General features: G+C 50.4%; 15 protein-coding genes. 11 read left to right on the top strand and 4 right to left on the bottom strand.

Going from position 1 to position 18,112, the window contains the following annotated elements; genetic code table 11:
• The first annotated feature begins 108 nt into the window (after nucleotides 1–108).
• From sucC to BTJ40_RS16695, 3 genes are all read left to right on the top strand, one after another.
• Nucleotides 109–1,275, top strand: coding sequence for an ADP-forming succinate--CoA ligase subunit beta (gene sucC, locus BTJ40_RS16705; protein WP_108734155.1), 1,167 nt, complete (start codon nucleotides 109–111; stop codon nucleotides 1,273–1,275).
• Nucleotides 1,276–1,277: 2 nt separating this feature from the next.
• Complete coding sequence (sucD, locus tag BTJ40_RS16700; RefSeq protein WP_108734154.1) at nucleotides 1,278–2,150, top strand: succinate--CoA ligase subunit alpha; 873 nt, start codon at nucleotides 1,278–1,280, stop codon at nucleotides 2,148–2,150.
• A 408-nt stretch (nucleotides 2,151–2,558) separates the two neighbouring features.
• Complete coding sequence (locus tag BTJ40_RS16695; protein ID WP_157954131.1) at nucleotides 2,559–3,332, top strand: M12 family metallopeptidase; 774 nt, start codon at nucleotides 2,559–2,561, stop codon at nucleotides 3,330–3,332.
• A gap of 113 nt (nucleotides 3,333–3,445) precedes the next feature.
• On the opposite strand, the gene BTJ40_RS16690 is transcribed toward BTJ40_RS16695, so the two are convergent.
• Nucleotides 3,446–4,831 carry an MATE family efflux transporter gene (locus BTJ40_RS16690; protein WP_108734152.1) on the bottom strand — a complete coding sequence of 462 codons (1,386 nt, stop codon included), beginning with the start codon at nucleotides 4,829–4,831 and terminating at the stop codon, nucleotides 3,446–3,448.
• A 12-nt stretch (nucleotides 4,832–4,843) separates the two neighbouring features.
• Nucleotides 4,844–5,410: a DUF2239 family protein gene (locus BTJ40_RS16685; protein WP_108734151.1), complete on the bottom strand. Its 567-nt coding sequence runs from the start codon at nucleotides 5,408–5,410 to the stop codon at nucleotides 4,844–4,846.
• A 256-nt stretch (nucleotides 5,411–5,666) separates the two neighbouring features.
• On the opposite strand from BTJ40_RS16685, the gene mtnP reads away from it, so the two are divergent.
• From mtnP to BTJ40_RS16660, 6 genes are read left to right on the top strand one after another with little or no spacing between them, the layout of a single operon-like run.
• Complete coding sequence (mtnP, locus tag BTJ40_RS16680; RefSeq protein WP_108734150.1) at nucleotides 5,667–6,566, top strand: S-methyl-5'-thioadenosine phosphorylase; 900 nt, start codon at nucleotides 5,667–5,669, stop codon at nucleotides 6,564–6,566.
• Nucleotides 6,567–6,571: 5 nt separating this feature from the next.
• Nucleotides 6,572–7,519: an arsenosugar biosynthesis radical SAM (seleno)protein ArsS gene (gene arsS / locus BTJ40_RS16675; protein ID WP_108734149.1), complete on the top strand. Its 948-nt coding sequence runs from the start codon at nucleotides 6,572–6,574 to the stop codon at nucleotides 7,517–7,519.
• Between the two features lie 31 nt (nucleotides 7,520–7,550).
• Nucleotides 7,551–8,234 (top strand): TVP38/TMEM64 family protein, encoded by a 684-nt coding sequence (locus BTJ40_RS22835; RefSeq protein WP_238152037.1) that lies wholly within the window; start codon nucleotides 7,551–7,553, stop codon nucleotides 8,232–8,234.
• Nucleotides 8,235–8,241: 7 nt separating this feature from the next.
• Nucleotides 8,242–9,717, top strand: a complete 1,476-nt coding sequence (locus tag BTJ40_RS16670) for an NAD(P)/FAD-dependent oxidoreductase (RefSeq protein ID WP_238152036.1) — start codon at nucleotides 8,242–8,244, stop codon at nucleotides 9,715–9,717.
• A complete protein-coding gene (locus BTJ40_RS16665) occupies nucleotides 9,717–10,391 on the top strand; it encodes a TIGR04283 family arsenosugar biosynthesis glycosyltransferase (RefSeq protein WP_192879345.1) in 675 nt (224 codons plus the stop codon). The genes BTJ40_RS16670 and BTJ40_RS16665 overlap by 1 nt, the downstream gene beginning before the upstream one ends.
• Nucleotides 10,384–11,028 carry a TIGR04282 family arsenosugar biosynthesis glycosyltransferase gene (locus tag BTJ40_RS16660; protein ID WP_202862820.1) on the top strand — a complete coding sequence of 215 codons (645 nt, stop codon included), beginning with the start codon at nucleotides 10,384–10,386 and terminating at the stop codon, nucleotides 11,026–11,028. Before BTJ40_RS16665 ends, BTJ40_RS16660 begins: the two co-directional genes overlap by 8 nt.
• Nucleotides 11,029–11,104: 76 nt before the next feature.
• Here the strand turns inward: BTJ40_RS16660 and BTJ40_RS16655 are convergent, their stop codons facing one another.
• Together BTJ40_RS16655 and mltF are read right to left on the bottom strand one after the other, a co-directional pair.
• On the bottom strand, nucleotides 11,105–11,509 hold the full coding sequence (locus BTJ40_RS16655) for a hypothetical protein (protein ID WP_108734147.1): 405 nt from the start codon (nucleotides 11,507–11,509) through the stop codon (nucleotides 11,105–11,107).
• Between the two features lie 96 nt (nucleotides 11,510–11,605).
• The gene (gene mltF / locus BTJ40_RS16650) at nucleotides 11,606–13,087 is read right to left on the bottom strand and encodes a membrane-bound lytic murein transglycosylase MltF (protein WP_108734146.1); all 1,482 of its coding nucleotides are present in this window, start codon (nucleotides 13,085–13,087) and stop codon (nucleotides 11,606–11,608) included.
• A gap of 413 nt (nucleotides 13,088–13,500) precedes the next feature.
• On the opposite strand from mltF, the gene purL reads away from it, so the two are divergent.
• A complete protein-coding gene (gene purL / locus BTJ40_RS16645) occupies nucleotides 13,501–17,367 on the top strand; it encodes a phosphoribosylformylglycinamidine synthase (RefSeq protein WP_108734145.1) in 3,867 nt (1,288 codons plus the stop codon).
• Between the two features lie 394 nt (nucleotides 17,368–17,761).
• The gene (locus BTJ40_RS16640) at nucleotides 17,762–18,085 is read left to right on the top strand and encodes a TfoX/Sxy family protein (RefSeq protein WP_108734144.1); all 324 of its coding nucleotides are present in this window, start codon (nucleotides 17,762–17,764) and stop codon (nucleotides 18,083–18,085) included.
• Nucleotides 18,086–18,112 lie beyond the last annotated feature (27 nt).

Below are 18,112 nucleotides of genomic sequence, written 5' to 3'. Positions count from 1 at the left end.
ATTTACGGAATTCAGAATTTGCAACGACGGAAATTTTGAGTTTTGTCTTTCAGGTGCAGAGAGATCTGCAATTAATAAACACATTTCACATGTGAATTGGTATTGACTATGAACTTGCATGAGTATCAGGGCAAACAACTGTTTGCGGCATACGGATTGCCGGTTTCCAAAGGCATTGCAGCGGAAACCCCGGCAGCGGCAGTAGCAGCGGCTGACGAAATTGGCGGTGATAAGTGGGTAGTAAAGGCCCAGGTACACGCTGGTGGCCGCGGTAAGGCTGGCGGTGTAAAGCTGGTAGATTCCAAGGCAGAAATTGAAGAGTTTGCCAGGAAGTGGCTGGGCGAGCGTCTGGTAACTTATCAAACAGACGAAAATGGCCAGCCGGTTTCCCGTATCCTGGTTGAAAGCTGCACCGACATTGATCAAGAACTGTACCTCGGCGCTGTTGTTGACCGCTCCACCCGTCGTATCGTTTTCATGGCCTCCACCGAAGGCGGCGTTGAGATCGAGAAAGTAGCGGAAGAGACTCCGGAAAAAATCCTCAAGGCTACCATCGATCCGCTGGTAGGTGCTCAGCCTTACCAGGCGCGTGAGCTGGCTTTCAAACTGGGCCTGAACCCGACCCAGGTTAAGCAGTTCACCAAGATCTTCCTCGGCCTCGCCAAGATGTTCGAAGAAAAAGATCTGGCCCTGCTGGAAATCAACCCGCTGGTAATCACCACCGAAGGCAACCTGCACTGCCTGGACGCCAAAGTGGTAATCGACAGCAACGCCCTGTATCGCCACGCTGATCTGCGCGAAATGCACGATCCTTCCCAGGAAGATTCCCGTGAAGCGCACGCTGCCAAGTTCGACCTGAACTACGTAGCTCTCGATGGCAACATCGGCTGTATGGTAAACGGTGCTGGTCTGGCCATGGGTACCATGGACATCGTAAACCTGCACGGCGGCAAGCCCGCTAACTTCCTGGACGTTGGCGGCGGCGCGACCAAAGAGCGCGTTGTTGAAGCGTTCAAGATCATCCTGTCTGATGAGAACGTTAAAGCCGTACTGATCAATATCTTCGGTGGTATCGTTCGCTGTGACATGATCGCCGAAGGCGTTGTGGGCGCAGTAAAAGAAGTTGGCGTTAAAGTGCCGGTTGTTGTGCGTCTGGAAGGTAATAACGCAGACCTGGGTGCGAAAGTGCTGAGCGACAGCGGCCTGAACATTATCGCGGCGACCAGCCTGACCGATGCGGCTCAGCAAGTGGTTAAAGCTGCGGAGGGTAAATAATCATGTCAGTATTGATTAACAAAGACACTAAAGTAATCTGCCAGGGCTTCACCGGCTCCCAGGGTACTTTCCACTCCGAGCAAGCGATTGCTTACGGCACCAAGATGGTTGGTGGTGTAACTCCGGGTAAAGGCGGCCAGACTCACCTGGGCCTGCCAGTATTCGACACCGTTAAAGAAGCGGTAGAGAAAACCGGTGCTGAAGCTTCTGTAATCTACGTACCTGCGCCTTTCTGTAAGGATTCCATCCTGGAAGCGGCCAACGCAGGTATCAAACTGATTGTTTGTATTACCGAAGGTATCCCGACTCTGGATATGCTCGACGCTAAAGTGAAGTGCGATGAGCTGGGCGTACGCCTGATCGGCCCGAACTGCCCGGGTGTTATCACTCCGGGTGAGTGCAAGATCGGTATTATGCCGGGTCACATCCACAAGCCGGGTAAAGTGGGCATCGTTTCCCGTTCCGGTACCCTGACCTATGAAGCGGTTAAGCAAACCACCGACTACGGCTTTGGCCAATCCACCTGTGTGGGCATCGGTGGTGACCCCATTCCGGGCTCCAACTTCATCGATATCCTGGAAATGTTCCAGAACGATCCGCAGACCGAAGCAATCGTTATGATCGGTGAGATCGGTGGTACTGCTGAAGAAGAAGCAGCTGCTTACATCAAGGAAAATGTTACCAAGCCGGTAGTTTCCTACATCGCTGGTGTAACTGCTCCTCCCGGCAAGCGTATGGGTCACGCGGGCGCGATTATCTCTGGTGGTAAAGGCACCGCTGACGAGAAGTTCGCTGCTCTGGAAGACGCTGGTGTTAAAACCGTGCGCTCCCTGGCTCAGATCGGCGACGCCCTGAAGGAAATTACTGGCTGGTAAGTAATTGCCAACTTTTAGTTTTCAAAAAAGCCACCCATTGGGTGGCTTTTTTTATGCTTGAAAACAGTTCAGGTGATCTGGATAAGGTTGGGATATAATTTATTATATTTCTGTCTTTTACCAATCTTTACATTTTCATAGTGCTTGCAAATTTCTTGATTTTTTAATTTTTCTTCCTGTAGCTGAAAGTTCTTTTCTATTTGTTTTTTTTACTGCTCCTGTTTTTTAGATAAATTAACTTCCCGCTATGTAAGGAATTTTTAGCTTTATTTGTTGGGCGTAATTCAGTGTGCTTTATTGGTGTGGTTTATTGCTTGTGGCTAAGGTGAATATTTTTTTGTGATTTATTTCCTTTTTTAATTTTTTGTCCCTCCATCCGGCCTTTGACTTGTTGTGCATGGTACTGCAGTGTCTATTTTCTTCGAGGTTAATCGTGAAACTAATTTTGAGGGGTGTGGCAGTATGGGGTTAGCTGTAGATAAAAATATTCGAAAAATATCCTACAAGATAAATTTTGGCGGGTTTTCCTTAGGCAGGAATGAGGAGGTTGGTGGGGTTTGGCCAAATGGTGTTGTGAAATATTATGTGCCTTCTAGTTTGGATGCCGGATATATCAGTTCAGTGAAAAAGGCAATGTCACATTGGGAGATTTGTATTTATCGAAAATTCAGGTTTGCTGCAGTTAAATTTCTACAGGTTAATGCGGCTGGACGTGGAGTGGTAACGATTAAAGATGACCGTAACAGTGCGACAGTCGGGTTTACCAATAAAACTGATCAATACTGCGGCGTGGCCTGGCGAACTAACAGGGCTTCTATAGCCTCCCTTCCCCATGAAATAGGGCATACTCTCGGTCTTGCCCATGAGCATATGCGTTCCGATGCCCCTATGTCCGTGCAGAACACACTGGACTCCCTGCAAAAGCAAACCCGCGTCCAGACTTTATCCCGGTTCTTAACACATAATTCTGCTTTCGATGGAAGCTCTATAATGATGTATGACGATCAGGCAAGAGCATTGGGAGTTGTCAGTAATACCCATGATGGCGGTTGTAAAATATCGGCCAATCAGGTGAATAGTTCTACCTGGAATCCCAGTGCTGGGGATCTGGATATGCTTTCATACCTCTATGATGGCAATCGTCAGACCTTGCCCCGTTCTTTTGCTGGCCCCTTGGGCTAAGAGGCGGGAGACGTAACTTTAAAAGGGAGTCAAAGACTCCCTTCAATTTATAAATCTTAACTGAATTTTTAATCGAGGTAATCAGCAGCTACGAATTCCGGCAAAGAATTTACTTAAGCAGATACCCGGGAAGTGTATAAACCATATTTATTCCCCTGGTTGCGACTACGGTGATAAAGTACAAAAGCTGTTAAAACAAGCAGCATCAGTTCTGCAACTGGTCCTGCATACCAGATCCCCACTTCACCAAATATCAACGGTAAAATCAAAATTAATGGCAGTACAAAAATATAGGTTTTTGTCACCCCGAGAATAGCTGCACGTTTGGCATCATCAATGGCCTGGAAAAATGTGCTGATCATCATCAATGGTCCCGCCAAAAAGTAGACAAGCGTCATCATCGGCAGGATACGTGCAACTTCTGCAATAATTTGCGGGTCGCTGACGAACAGGGCTCCCAAAGTGTCTTTTAGTAATAGCACGCCAAGCTGTAATACCAGGCAATAAGAAAAGGCTATTGTCAAAGCTATATTGATACTGCTGTCGGCACGGGACCAGCTTTTAGCACCAAAGTTACTGCCTGCGAGGGTTTGAAATGCCTGGCTTAATCCGAGAAGAGGCAGGAAAATAAAGGTCATGATTCGGGTAGTAATGCCGTAGGCCCCCACTGTTGTATCGTAGTTGGTACTGCTCCAGGCCTGGATACTGAAAATTACAGCGATAGATGTGAGTGATACACCGATGTAGCTCAAGCTGGATGGGAGGCCTAAAGACAGGTACTCAGGCCAGAAATTCCGTTTAATCGAGAGTCGGATAATTTGCATATCAATCACTGGTTGGCCGTAATGACGGTAGCCTGCAATTATCAGAAGGGCAATTGCCTGTGCCAGGGCGGTGCCATAGGCAGAGCCAGCCACACCCATATCCAGGTGGGCGATAAAAATATAATTGAAAATAATGTTGAGCATAACCGATGATAGGGAAACCACGGCCATTAGAGATAATCGCCCTTCGCATCGTAAAGTGTCGGAATTCACTGAGCAGATAAATAGCGTTGGTGAAAGAAATATCAATATTGTTAAATAGGTGTACCCCATCTCTGCAAGGTCTACCGAGCCATTGGCAATCAATAATGTTAATTGTTTGCCTCCAGCTAAAAAAAGCAATATTAATAAAATGCAAACAATTAGTGCCAGTGTAATGGCTTGAGAGAAGGCCTTCTTCGCTTTATCTATATCCCTTGCACCAAGTAATCTGGCCTGGACACTCGAATATCCACTGGAAATCAATGAAGAAAGCGCTATCAGAAACATAAACACTGGAAAGGTCAAAGTCACTGCGGCTAGTGCCTCGGCTCCTACATACTCCCCCAGGAAGTAGGCATCCAATAAAGTAAAAGAACCGTTTACCAGCATTATTAGAATAATAGGCGCAGCCGTTTTAAAGAAAACCGGCAGCAAGTCCCCACTAACAAATATATTGTCTTGTTGTTCACTCATAGTAAGTCCGTTTTAAAGTTTGCCGCTGTGCATCTCTGCAATCTCTTCAAATTTACTGAATACTAGCTTTTTAAGGTCACTCGGCCATGAGTGGATGGCTTTTTTAAAACTGATCCTACTGTTCCTATACAGAGCACGACTGGCTTCCTCGAAGCCTGGAGTATCCCCTGCAACTAACAACATGAACTTATCCAGTTCCTGTTGTTTGCGGGTGATGCGCTCTTCAGGAGAAACCTGTTTTTGTGCCTGCTCAACCAGCTTACGAAGTGTGACGGAGGCACCGCCGGGCTGCTGACTCAGCCACTCCCAGTGGCAGGGAAGCAGGGTAATCTCCCTGGGAATAACTCCTAATTTGGGACGTCCGCGCTTGGCCTTGTGGGCCGCGGTATCTGCAGCTGATACTGCCAACACCTCCTCCGTGTCCCCATGCCAATCCACTTCAACCCGTTTACAGCTTTGGGCCTCGAAAACAATGGGTTCATGGTTTGCCCCCATATTTTTCACTTGGCGAATAACGACTTCCAGTGATCCTCGGGCGATGATCTGTTGCTGATCGATAGCGATATAGTCGGTGCTCAAAGTTTTGTTCCTTATTTACCCGGATTAAATATTTTTATCCGGGTAAATGTAGTTCGTCGGCTAGTTAACCTGCAAGTGTAATTTTCTGCCGAATGGCGATATTCGAAGCGGCATTAATAAAGAACGAGTTTTTCTGGCTGTGCTTGCCTGCTTTTCCTGCTGGCGCTCGGTGGTTAATAGCTGATCATTTATGAGTGATATACACGGTCAGCGAGCACTCCTATACTGCCGAAAAACCAATTGTTTAGGAGTGAACATGACCAGGGCTTTGATTGGGGTAATTGGGGGGAGTGGTCTTTACGATATGCCAGGGCTGACCGATGTTGAAGAGGTCCAGGTAACAACCCCCTTTGGCGATACTTCAGACGCCATCGTTTGCGGTAGGCTTATGGGTATCCCTGTGGCTTTTCTTGCCCGTCACGGTGGTGGTCATCGCTTGATTCCCTCCCAAGTGCCCTATCGGGCGAATATTCATGCTCTGCGTCAGCTGGGTGTGCGTTATATCCTCTCTCTATCTGCTGTGGGCTCCCTACAGGAAGAAGTGCGTCCGCTGGATATGCTGATTCCCGACCAGTTTATTGATATGACTCGCCGGCGGGAGAGTACTTTTTTTGGCGATGGCGCGGTTGCACATGTGTCTATGGCCGACCCGGTATGTACCGCCGTTGCTGATAGCCTGGCGCGGGCTTTTGCGCTGACCCAGGCTGAGGAGCCAATTGAGTTACATCGAGGTGGCAGCTATATCTGCATCGAAGGCCCCCAGTTTTCTACCCGTGCTGAGTCCCATTGGTATCGCAGTATGGGGGCGTCGGTTATCGGTATGACCAATATGCCTGAGGCAAGGCTGGCCCGTGAAGCCCAGATTGCCTATGCCACGCTGGCCATGGCTACTGACTACGATTGCTGGCATCCCCGCGAGGAGGCAGTAACCGCAGAGGTGGCCATTGCCAACCTGCAGCAAAATGCTGCGCGGGCACAGCAGATTGCGAAGGAGACGATACGCATTTTGGGCGACGAGCTGCCAGAATCCCCCGCCCATACGGCATTGCTAAGCGGTTTGGTGACCCCTCTTGAAGCAATGCCCGAGGAAAAACAGGCTGTAATAAAACCGCTGCTTTCTCCGACAGAACCAGAGCTTGAAGAAATGGAGCAGTGATATCGATGCGCGAGACCTTACCTCTGCTGGAATTATCGGATTTTCCCTCTATTCGCCGGGAAGTCATTGAGACCTTACAGGTCAATATTGGCTACCGCTGTAATCAGCGCTGTTTACACTGTCACGTCAATGCCGGGCCTAATCGCACCGAGATGATGTCCGATGAAAACCTGATGCTGTTATTGGAGGTTTTGGAACTTCGTAAAACCCGCGTGCTGGATATCACTGGAGGTGCCCCGGAGTTGCACTGGGGATTTCGTTCCTTGGTAAGAGGGGCGCGAGAGCGCGGGGTTCATGTGATAGATCGCTGCAACCTGACTGTCCTGTTTGAACCGGGCCAGGAAGATACTGCTGAGTTTCTGGCCGAAAACCAGGTTGAGGTGATTGCCTCACTGCCATGTTATTCGGTCGATAATGTGGATAAGCAACGCGGCAAAGGCGTTTTTGATAAGAGTATCGCAGCCTTGCAGAAACTGAATTCGCTTGGTTACGGCGAGTCCGGTAGTGGTTTGCAGCTCAACCTGGTTTATAACCCCCAGGGTCCTTTTTTACCCCCTGAGCAAAGTGCTTTGGAGGCGGACTATCGACGTGAGCTGGCTAACCACTTCTCTATTAAATTTAATCATTTGTTCGCTCTTGCCAATATGCCAATCAAGCGCTTTGGTTCCATGCTGATTTCTAAAGGGCAGTTCCACGATTATATGGCGTTGCTTAAAGACAGTTACAGTGCCGATAACCTTGCGGGTGTTATGTGTCGCAGCCTGGTCAGTGTCGACTGGCAGGGGAATCTGTTTGATTGCGATTTTAATCAGCAGCTCAAAATGCCTATTCCCGGTCGATTACATCTGCGCGATTTACTCGACATGGACCTGGAAGGCTCGGCAATTTGCGTTGCAGATCACTGTTATGGTTGTACAGCCGGGCAGGGTAGTAGTTGCGGTGGGGCTCTCTAGCTTCTGTTATGGTGAATGGAACCTGGAAACTATGAGTAAAAAAATCCTGCTTGTTGTCGCTATTGTAGTATTGGTAGTGGTTTTCTATACGCTCGATTTACATCATTGGTTGAGCCTGGAAAAGTTAAAAGATGGGGCGGAGGATTTTAAGCGCTGGCAAATGTCTTCGCCACTTTTGGTGGGCTTCTTATTTCTGGTTTTCTATATTCTGGTAACCGGCCTGTCACTTCCCGGGGCCGCAATTCTCACTATTGCGGCCGGAGCGTTATTTGGGCTTTTCTGGGGGACAGTGATAGTCTCTTTTGCATCCAGTATTGGTGCTACATTGGCTTTCTTAATGGCGCGGTACCTTTTCCGCGATTATATCCAAGGGCGTTTCTCCGGTCGCCTGCAGATAGTCAATAAGGGAATCGAGCGCGAAGGGGCATTTTACCTTTTTGCCCTGCGACTGGTGCCGGCCTTTCCTTTCTTCCTGATCAATATCCTGATGGGGCTCACTCATATTAGAGTCTGGACTTTTTACTGGGTCAGCCAGCTGGGAATGCTTGCGGGCACAGTGGTGTATGTCAATGCAGGCACTCAGTTGGCGCGAGTAGAAAATTTAAAAGATATTTTATCTCTGCCATTGCTTTTATCCTTTGTTTTATTGGGTGTTTTTCCCTTAATTGCAAAATATGCGCTCAACTGGCTTAAGCGCAGGCGTCAGGTTGGGTGATTGATTTATGCAGAAGCCAAAAAAATTTGATTGTAATTTAATTGTGATTGGTGCTGGTGCAGCTGGTCTGGTCACTGCTTATATTTCTGCTGCGGTAAAAGCGAAAGTTACCCTTATTGAAGCAGGTAAAATGGGAGGGGATTGTCTCAATACAGGCTGTGTACCCAGTAAAGCATTAATTATGTGTGCCAGGCAGGCTCATAGAGCGCGATCTGCAGGTGAGTTTGGAATTGTGCTCGAAGAGCCAACCATTGATTTCCCCCGGGTGATGCAACATATCAGGGAGTCGATTAAAACTATTGAACCCAATGATAGTGTGGAGCGCTATAACAGACTGGGAGTTGAAGTGCTCCAGGGAACTGCAGAGCTTATCGATCCCTGGACAGTTAAAACCCAACTAAATAATGGAGGGGAGAAAACCCTGACAGCAAGGGCTATTGTACTGGCCACGGGTGCCGAACCCAGTGTTCCGCCTTTTCCTGGGCTCGATCAAGTGAATTACCTTACCAGTGACACTTTATGGGAGCGGTTTTCTCAGTTAAAAGCGCCTCCCCGCAGGCTGGTATTACTGGGTGGGGGAGCTATTGGCTGTGAGCTGGCACAAGCCATGGCCAGACTGGGTTCGGAAGTGGTTCTGGTGGAGAGGTCCGACACTATATTATTGGAGTTGGATACTGACGTATCCGCGGTTGTCACTGAGGCACTTACTCAGGATGGTGTTAAAATTTTGACAGATCATGAAGCTGTTGAATTTGAAGGTGCCCCTGATCGAGAAGGAGGCATACTCATTGTAGAAAATAAGGGCGATAGAGTTAAGCTCGAGTTTGATGAAGTGATACTAGCTCTCGGCAGAAAGGCGAAAGTGACTGGCGAAGGGCTCGAGAGCCTGGGATTGCTGAAAAATGGCAGGCTGCAACTTGATGGCTACCTGCGCACTCGCTATCCACATATCCTTGCAGCCGGGGACGTGGCCGGGCCATATCAATTTACCCATATGGCCTCTCACCAAGCTTGGTATGCAGCGGTAAATGCCCTTTTCGGTGACTTTAAAAAATTTGCCGTAGACTATTCTCTGGTTCCCAGTGCTGTGTTTGTTGATCCGGAAGTGGCCAGTGCCGGCCTTTCTGAAAAGGCTGCCCATGAGCAGGGAGTCAATTACGAGATAACCCGCTACGATATCGAGCATTTGGATCGAGCGATAGTCGATGGTGCACGGAGAGGATTTGTTAAAGTCCTTACAGTGCCTGGAAAAGATAAAATTCTGGGGGTTTCTATTGTTGGGGAGAATGCTGCAGAATTAATTGCGGAGTTTATTTTAGCGATGAAACATGGGCTGGGGCTGAATAAAATCCTTTCTACTATTCATATCTATCCCACCATGAGTGAAGCCAATAAGTTTGTAGCGGGCAATTGGAAACGCGCCCACGCCCCAGAGGGAATTTTACGCTTCCTGGAGACCTTTAATCGCTGGAGACGCAAGTAATGCAACTCAGCGTGATAGTGCCCATATTAAATGAAAAAGAGCAAATTGCCCCTTTATTGCGGCATTTGCAGGATTTACAAGCCCTGGAAGGCTGTGAAGTTATCGTAGTCGATGGGGGTAGTACCGATGGCAGTGTGGAAACTCTGCAACCATCCGGTTTGCAGTTAGTCCATGCTGCTCGGGGAAGGGCGGTACAAATGAATGCTGGCGCGCTGGTGGCTAAGGGGTACTGGTTGTTGTTTCTGCATGCTGATAGCCAGCTTCCGCGAGAGGCTTTTAGATCCATTAGTGGCCTTGAAAAGGAGAATGTCCATTGGGGGAGGTTTGATATCCAAATTGTAGGAAATAGTTTCTGGTTTCCCTTGATCGCCACCTTGATTAATTTGCGCTCTCGGTTCAGCGGAATTGCTACTGGGGATCAGGCTATTTTTGTGCGTCGTAGTTTATTTGAAGCCATTGGTGGATTTCCTGCACAGCCCTTGATGGAGGATGTGGAACTGAGTTGCCGTTTGCGAAGTTACTACCGACCTCATTGTTTCTGGAAAAAAGTGAAAACCTCGGGGCGTCGCTGGGAAAAGTTTGGTGTACTGCGAACAATCCTGTTGATGTGGCGGTTGCGTTTTGATTATTGGCGCGGTGTATCGGCAGAGCGGTTGGCAAAACGCTATGAGTAAGCCTGTATTGCCACCTGTGCGTCTTGTCGTAATGGCCAAGGCACCGCTGCCCGGCTATGCAAAAACTCGATTGATCCCCGCTTTGGGTGAAAGCGGAGCAGCTGTTCTGGCAGAGAGGTTATTGAGGAATACATTGGCAGAAGCTGTGAAGGCTGGTCTCGGCACAGTGGAATTGCATGTCGCCCCCGATTCCCAGCATTCCTTTTGGCAGTCGTTCGAGTTGCCCCCCGAAATAAAACTTTACAGCCAGTCAGAAGGGAGTCTCGGCCATCGCCTTTGGGAAGCTGCAACAAGTTCTCGTATTGAGGGGCAGGGCCTCTTCTTACTGGGAACAGACTGTCCTGCATTAAATGCTGAGCGACTCCGAGTTGCAGCTGTGGCACTAGCGAATACCGATTCGGTAATGTATCCAGCAAAAGATGGTGGCTACACCCTGCTCGGATTAAAGCGACTGGCCCCGCGCTTGTTTGAAGATATTTGTTGGAGTACCGAGGTCGTTGCCCAGCAAACCCTGGATCGATTGCAGGAATGTGATATGGATTGCCAGCAATTGGAAGTGCTTGCGGATATTGATGATCCCGAGGATTTGCAATTTTTACCCAAAACTTTGTCGGATACCCTGGTAGTCTCTGGGTAGGTAGATTAAAAAACGCTGAACTTATTGGCGCAAGGCAGGGGACTGAATAAAAAGCAATTGGGAATAAGCGGTATTTCTAGGTAGGATCTGGAAGAGCTGGCTCCAGAAATATAACTTCCCGCATGACCTGCCATCGCCCATCTTCATGGACTATATCAATGGCTAGCTTAAGGAGCTGCTCCTGGCCAGAAAGATTGTTTTTTCGAGAAAATATCACCAGGGCACTGTGTTTGTTTACCGCTACATGGTGAATTTTTTTCCAGTCGTTTAAAGGTAATTCACCGGCATCACGCTTAGCCTTAAACATATCGATGAAGGCCGTTTTGTCTGCCACCGTCACTCGACTGGATGGGTCTAGTATGAAGACCTTCATATCCCGGTGATAGACACTTTCAAGCTGATCCTCTCTGCAGTACACCCCGGCCTGTACGAGGTAGTCAATAAACTGCTCGATTTCTCTGACGATGTCTGGATTATCCATCACTCCGGTGCTCCGATCCCAGATCAGATGAATATAGGATAGCGCGACTAAATTAGGAGGTTTTATTCGGCCAGTCTGAGCTGGCCTTGTAAGTGGTTAGAGAGCGGGGGCGGCACTGGCCTCCGTTTTCACTGCGCTGTTCTCGGCAAGAATCCCGCCATTTTCATCATTGGCTGCGGCCGCCAGGCGTTGCTCTTCGATGCGGCTGCTCCAGCTCAGCAGAGCCTGGTAGTGGCGAATATTCTGTACATAAGTCACCGGCTCCCAGCCTCGGGCATAACCGTGCTTGGTGGTTTTGTAATACTGGCGCTTGGCCAGAAGGGGCAGGCGCTCGCGCACATCGGGCCACAGATCCGGGTTGCCGCCCATTCGCTCTGTCAGTACCCGGGCATCCTCAAGGTGGCCATAGCCCACGTTGTAAGCGGCCAGCGCCATCCAGGTTCTGTCGGGCTCGCGAATACGATCCGGCAGCTTGTTGCGAATTTGTACGATATAGCGGGCGCCACCTTCAATACTCTCTTCGGGATTGAGGCGGTTTACACCGAGATCTTTTGCGGTGTTCAGAGTCAGCATCATCAGGCCGCGCACACCGGTGCGGGAGCGGGCGCGGGGATTCCAATAGGATTCCTGGTAACTGAGGGCCGCGAGTAAGTGCCAGTCGAGGTCATATTGGTCGGCAACTTTTTGCATGGTGCCGCGCCATTTGGGCAGGCGTTCGCGGCTGCGCTTGGCAAAGGCCTGGGCGCCGCCTACATTCAGGTCACTGACGTGGCCGAAAAACTCTTCCCGCAACTGGGCAATCATGCCGTTGGTATTGGCGCGCAACATAAAACGACGTGCACTGCGGTACAGGCTGTCGTCGTCACTTTGCGGGAAGGCCCAGGAAACCGGTTGGAACTGGGTGAGGTTAAAGGCGACAGCAGTGTTGGGGTAAAGGCCGCGGTGAACTGCGTAAGCGTTGGAATCTACAATCGCATAACTGTATTTTCCTTCCTGCACCATCTCCACCAATTCCATGGCGTCCACGTCGGAGACTTCCTCCCAGTCCAGTTCGGTATAGCGGGCGGAGAGTTTCTTCATTTCTTCCGCGTGTGCACTACCGGCAATGACAGCTACCTTCTTTCCTTCCAGGTCGCTGGTCTTGCGCGGGCGTTCTTCGCCGACGCGGTAGATCACCTGCTGGCGAATTTCAAAATAGGATGGGGTAAAGCGGACTTGTTCGCGACGCTCTGGAGTTACCGTGAGGCCGGCAGCCGCGAAGTGCGCACCACCCTCCGGGTCGCGCAGCTGATTGAACATTTCGTCCAGATCGTGCACGTCGCGAATTACCAATTTCACCCCCAGCTCTTCAGCAAATGCACGCAGCATGCCGTATTCAAAGCCGGTCGGGTTGCCGGAGGCGTCTTCGTAATAAGTGGTGGGGCCGTTTTGTGACAGGACAACCAATTCACCGGTGGCTTTAACACGCTCGAGTGTATTCGGTGCTTTACTGGCAACCAGCAGGGAGGCGCAGCAGGACAGGGCGATCCCTTTGCACACACGGCGGACGTAGCGCAGCATACGGCTTTTCATCATCATAGGCTGTCCTCTCTAGCTAGTCCGTTGGTTTATTTGCTGTTGTGCCTAAGGCCCTGTATGTCGATTTCGTTCTCAAATACGAGGGCAAAATTTGACGCAGTCCGCCAATTTTACATTATTTGACGACAATCTGCCCAGTTTGTCTTTTGAACACTGTGATCTGCGCGCTTGCAAAGCATTACAGACTTAGGTAGACGAACCTGACTTTGATATAAAGTTGGTTTATTTACAGCCAAGCTTGCTGGTCTTTTGAACATTCAGGTTACTAATTAGTTCATGTGAACCCAAGTGTTGGGCGGGTGTGTTGGAGTGGCGATGCTTCAGGTACAATTGCGCCTCTCAAATTTCCGGGGCCTTGTGCGAAATCCCATTCGCGCAATCTTTCTCATTTAGACAAGAGGCTATCTCCCGCAATGTTAGTTCTGCGTGGTGCTCCTGCACTGTCGAAATTCCGCCATAAAAACCTGCTCAATCAACTGCGCGCGCTGCAACCGACCATCGACGATCTCTACGCTGAGTTCGTTCACTTTGCAGACAGCGACTCACTGGATAACCAGGAGATGGCCCTGCTGGAGCGATTGCTCCAATACGGCCCAACCGAGGAAAAGCACGAGCCGAAAGGCGAGTTGATCCTGGTAGTGCCGCGTCCGGGCACAATTTCTCCCTGGTCTTCCAAGGCTACTGACATTGCTCATAACACTGGCCTGAACAAAGTTCATCGCCTGGAGCGTGGCATTGCCTACTACGTTACTGGTGTCGAGTTAACCGAAGCTGAACGCCTTGTGCTGGCCTCCCGCTTACACGATCGTATGGTTGAAGCGGTATTCACCGATTTTGCTCAAGCTGAGCAATTATTTGTGGAAGAAGCGCCGCGCCCGTTGCGCGGTGTGGATATTCTCGAGGGCGGTCGCGAAGCTCTGGAAGATGCCAATGTCACCTTGGGCTTGGCCTTGGCCGAAGATGAGATTGATTACTTGCTCACCAGTTTCCAAGAGCTGGAGCGCAATCCCACAGATGTAGAGCTGATGATGTTTGCCCAGGCAAACTCCGAGCACTGCCGCCACAAGATCTTCAATGCCTCCTGGACCATCGACGGCGAAGAAATGCCGCACTCCTTGTTCGGCATGATCAAGAATACCTACCAGAAGGGTGGTGACAATGTGTTGTCCGCCTATGCAGATAATGCAGCCGTCGTTACTGGTAGCGAAGCGGGGCGTTTCTACCCGGATCCTGACAGCAAGGAATACGGTTTCAGCACTGAAGCCATTCACCTGCTGATGAAAGTGGAAACCCACAATCACCCTACCGCGATTGCTCCTTTCTCCGGTGCTGGTACCGGGGCTGGCGGTGAAATTCGTGATGAAGGTGCAGTTGGCCGTGGCTCCAAACCAAAAGTGGGCCTGACCGGTTTTACGGTTTCCAACTTGCGCATTCCCGGCTGGGAGCAGCCTTGGGAAGCCAACTATGGCAAGCCTGAGCGTATTGTTACCGCTCTGGATATTATGATCGAAGGCCCGATCGGTGGTGCAGCATTTAACAATGAGTTTGGCCGCCCGAATATCTGCGGTTACTTCCGTACCTTTGAAGAAAATTTCGATGGCGAGCGTCGCGGCTATCACAAGCCGATCATGCTGGCTGGTGGTTACGGCAATATCCGCGAAGAGCATGTAGACAAGCCCGAGTTTTCCCCTGGCGCCAAACTGGTAGTGCTGGGTGGCCCGGCGATGTTGATTGGCCTCGGTGGTGGTGCAGCCTCCAGTATGGCCAGTGGCTCCAGCTCTGAAGATCTGGATTTCGCTTCAGTACAGCGCCAGAACCCGGAAATCGAGCGTCGCTGCCAAGAGGTGATCGACCAGTGCTGGCAGCTGGGTGAGAGCAACCCCATTGCCTTTATCCACGATGTGGGTGCGGGCGGTTTGTCCAATGCTTTCCCCGAGTTGGTGAAAGATGGGGGTACCGGCGGTAATTTTGAACTGCGCAATGTGCCCTGTGATGAGCCGGGTATGAGCCCGCTGGAAATCTGGTGTAACGAATCCCAGGAGCGCTATGTACTAGCAGTGATGCCGGAAGACCTGGAGCGCTTCGAGCAAATCTGTGAGCGCGAGCGCGCGCCTTACGCCGTTGTCGGTGAAGCTACCGAAGACAAGCACCTGCTGTTAAATGACAAGCAATTCGAATCCAAGCCTGTGGACCTGCCGATGTCGGTGTTGTTCGGCAAGCCGCCGCGCATGCACCGTGAAGCAGAAACTCGCCAGGTGGAAAGTAAGGCATTTTCCACAGTAGATATCGACCTGAATGAAGCGGCTGAGCGGGTGCTGCGCCTGCCCACAGTTGCTAGCAAGAGCTTCCTGATCACTATCGGTGACCGCACTGTAACCGGTCAGGTTTCTCGCGATCAGATGGTCGGTCCCTGGCAGGTGCCGGTGGCCGATTGCGCGGTAACTACCGTTGCCTATGACAGCTACGCCGGCGAAGCCATGTCTATGGGTGAGCGCACCCCGGTGGCATTGCTGGATGCACCGGCCTCGGGCCGCCTGGCAGTGGGTGAGGCAATTACCAATATCGCCTGTACCCCAGTGAAGCAACTGTCCGATATCAAACTCTCCGCCAACTGGATGTGTGCAGCGGGCCATCCGGGTGAAGAGGAAAAACTTTATCGAACCGTAGAAGCGGTGGGTATGGAGTTGTGTCCTGAATTGGGCATTACCATCCCGGTGGGCAAAGACTCCATGTCCATGCGCACTGCCTGGGAGGAAGAGGGCGAGCAAAAGGCGGTTACCGCACCGCTGTCTCTGGTAATTTCTGCCTTTACTCCGGTAACTGATGTCCGCAAAACAGTGACTCCGCAGCTGCGCACCGATAAAGGTGAGAGCGAGTTGCTGTTTATCGATCTGGGTGCCGGTAAAAACCGCTTGGGCGGCTCCTGTCTGGCGCAAGTTTACAATGAGCTGGGTGACAAGCCCGCAGATCTGGATGATGCCAAGAAGCTGAAAGGTTTCTTCGAGGTGGTACAGCAGGCACTGAATGAAGACCTGATCATGGCCTACCACGACCGTGCCGACGGCGGTTTGTTTACAACCCTGGCGGAAATGGGCTTTGCCGGCCGCGTGGGTATGGATGTGGAAATCTATGAATTGGGTGAAGACCCGATTGCGGCGCTGTTCAGTGAAGAGCTGGGTGCGGTATTACAGGTTCCCGCCTGTGAAGCGGATATGCTGGTACAGCGCTTTGCCGCTGTCGGTGTACCTACCCACAAGATTGGTTACCTGAACAATAACGAACACCTGTGCATCACCAATAACGGTGTTGAAATCTTCAAGCGCTCTCGAGCTGAATTACAGCAGATCTGGTCGGAAACCAGCTTCCGTATCCAGTCCCTGCGCGATAACGCCGAGTGCGCCGAGCAGGAATTTGCTGCAATTGCCAAAGAAGACCCGGGCCTGACAGTAAACCTCACTTTCGATATCAACGACGATATCAGCGCACCTTATATCGCTAAAGGTGTTCGCCCGAAAGTTGCTGTACTGCGAGAGCAGGGCGTGAATAGCCAAGTGGAAATGGCGCACTCTTTCCACCGCGCTGGCTTTAACGCTGTCGACGTACATATGAGTGACATCCTGTCTGGCCGTGTAGCGTTGGATGAGTTCAAAGGTTTGGTGGGCTGTGGTGGCTTCTCTTACGGCGACGTACTGGGTGCCGGTGAGGGGTGGGCTAAAACCATCCTGTTTAACGATCGTGCCCGCGATCAGTTTGAGGGCTTCTTCAATCGCAACGATACCTTCGGCTTGGGGGTGTGTAACGGTTGCCAGATGTTCTCAGTGATCAAAGAGCTGATTCCAGGTGCGGATCACTGGCCGCGCTTTGTGCGCAACCTCTCTGAGCAGTATGAAGCACGCTTCGCACTGGTAGGCATTGAAGACTCACCTTCCGTGTTGTTTAAAGGTATGGCGGGTACTTACATGCCGGTTGCCGTTGCTCACGGTGAGGGGCGAGTGGAGTTTGCTGACCAGCAGGCGCTGGAGAAGTGTGAAGCTTCCGGCACTATCGCGATGCGCTACCTGAATAACAAAGGGGAAATCACCCAAACTTATCCGGCCAACCCCAACGGCTCGGTAAATGGTATTACCTCCCTGAGTTCTGAGGATGGCCGCGTGACTATTATGATGCCGCATCCTGAGCGTGTTGCTCGAGCTGTCAGCAATAGCTGGCATCCAGATGAGTGGAAAGAAGATTCCGGCTGGATGCGCTTGTTCCGCAACGCGCGGGTGTTTGTCGACTAAGACAAGTCATTCCCTCGGTTTTTGCCTGCCGAAGTACACGTGAAGATTGTGGTGGCCGTTTCAGGTCACCACAATCTTTAGCAAAAATAGAAATATTTGTTTAATATTTTTCAGCCCTTTCATTTCCTGGCGCACTTTCCCTCTTACCTAAAGTAGAAACTTCACCTACTGCTATACTTAAACGATTATTCGAAATAACGTTTTTGCTATGGTGCAGTTATCTGTTGTATTTGCAGTTTACTTGCTCATTGCTCCATCCAATGTCTTGTTGGGATTAGGGTTCACATTTAATTCCATTCGAATCTTTTCTAATTTCATCGTTGTCAACCTTTTCAGAGAAAAATGGTATCTGAAGGGATATTCCTGCCTGGTAAAAGTGATTAAGGAGAAAACTATGGCGTACAGCGAAACTCTGGCTGAAAAAGTGCGCAAATTACTTCAGGGAAATGAAGGCCTCAGCGAAAAGCAGATGTTTGGAGGGCTCGCATTTATGCTGAATGGCAATATGGCTTGCGGTGTAGTTGGGGAGGAGCTGATGGTCCGGGTTGGGCCTGATGATTATCAAACTGCTTTGGCTGAACGCTACACCAGGCCTATGGATTATACTGGGCGCCCCTTAAAAGGCATGGTGTATGTAGAGGAAGATGCTGTCGCTGAGGACCTGGATAACTGGGTCAGTCGTGGGGCCGTGTTCGCTGGGTCGCTTCCCCCAAAATAATCCGTTATGTATGTAGAATCTAGAAAA

Source organism: Microbulbifer sp. A4B17 (assembly GCF_003076275.1).
Classification (GTDB): Bacteria; Pseudomonadota; Gammaproteobacteria; order Pseudomonadales; family Cellvibrionaceae; genus Microbulbifer.
The sequence above is the reverse complement of the archived record's forward strand: the minus strand, read 5'-3'. Positions and strand labels throughout refer to the sequence as shown.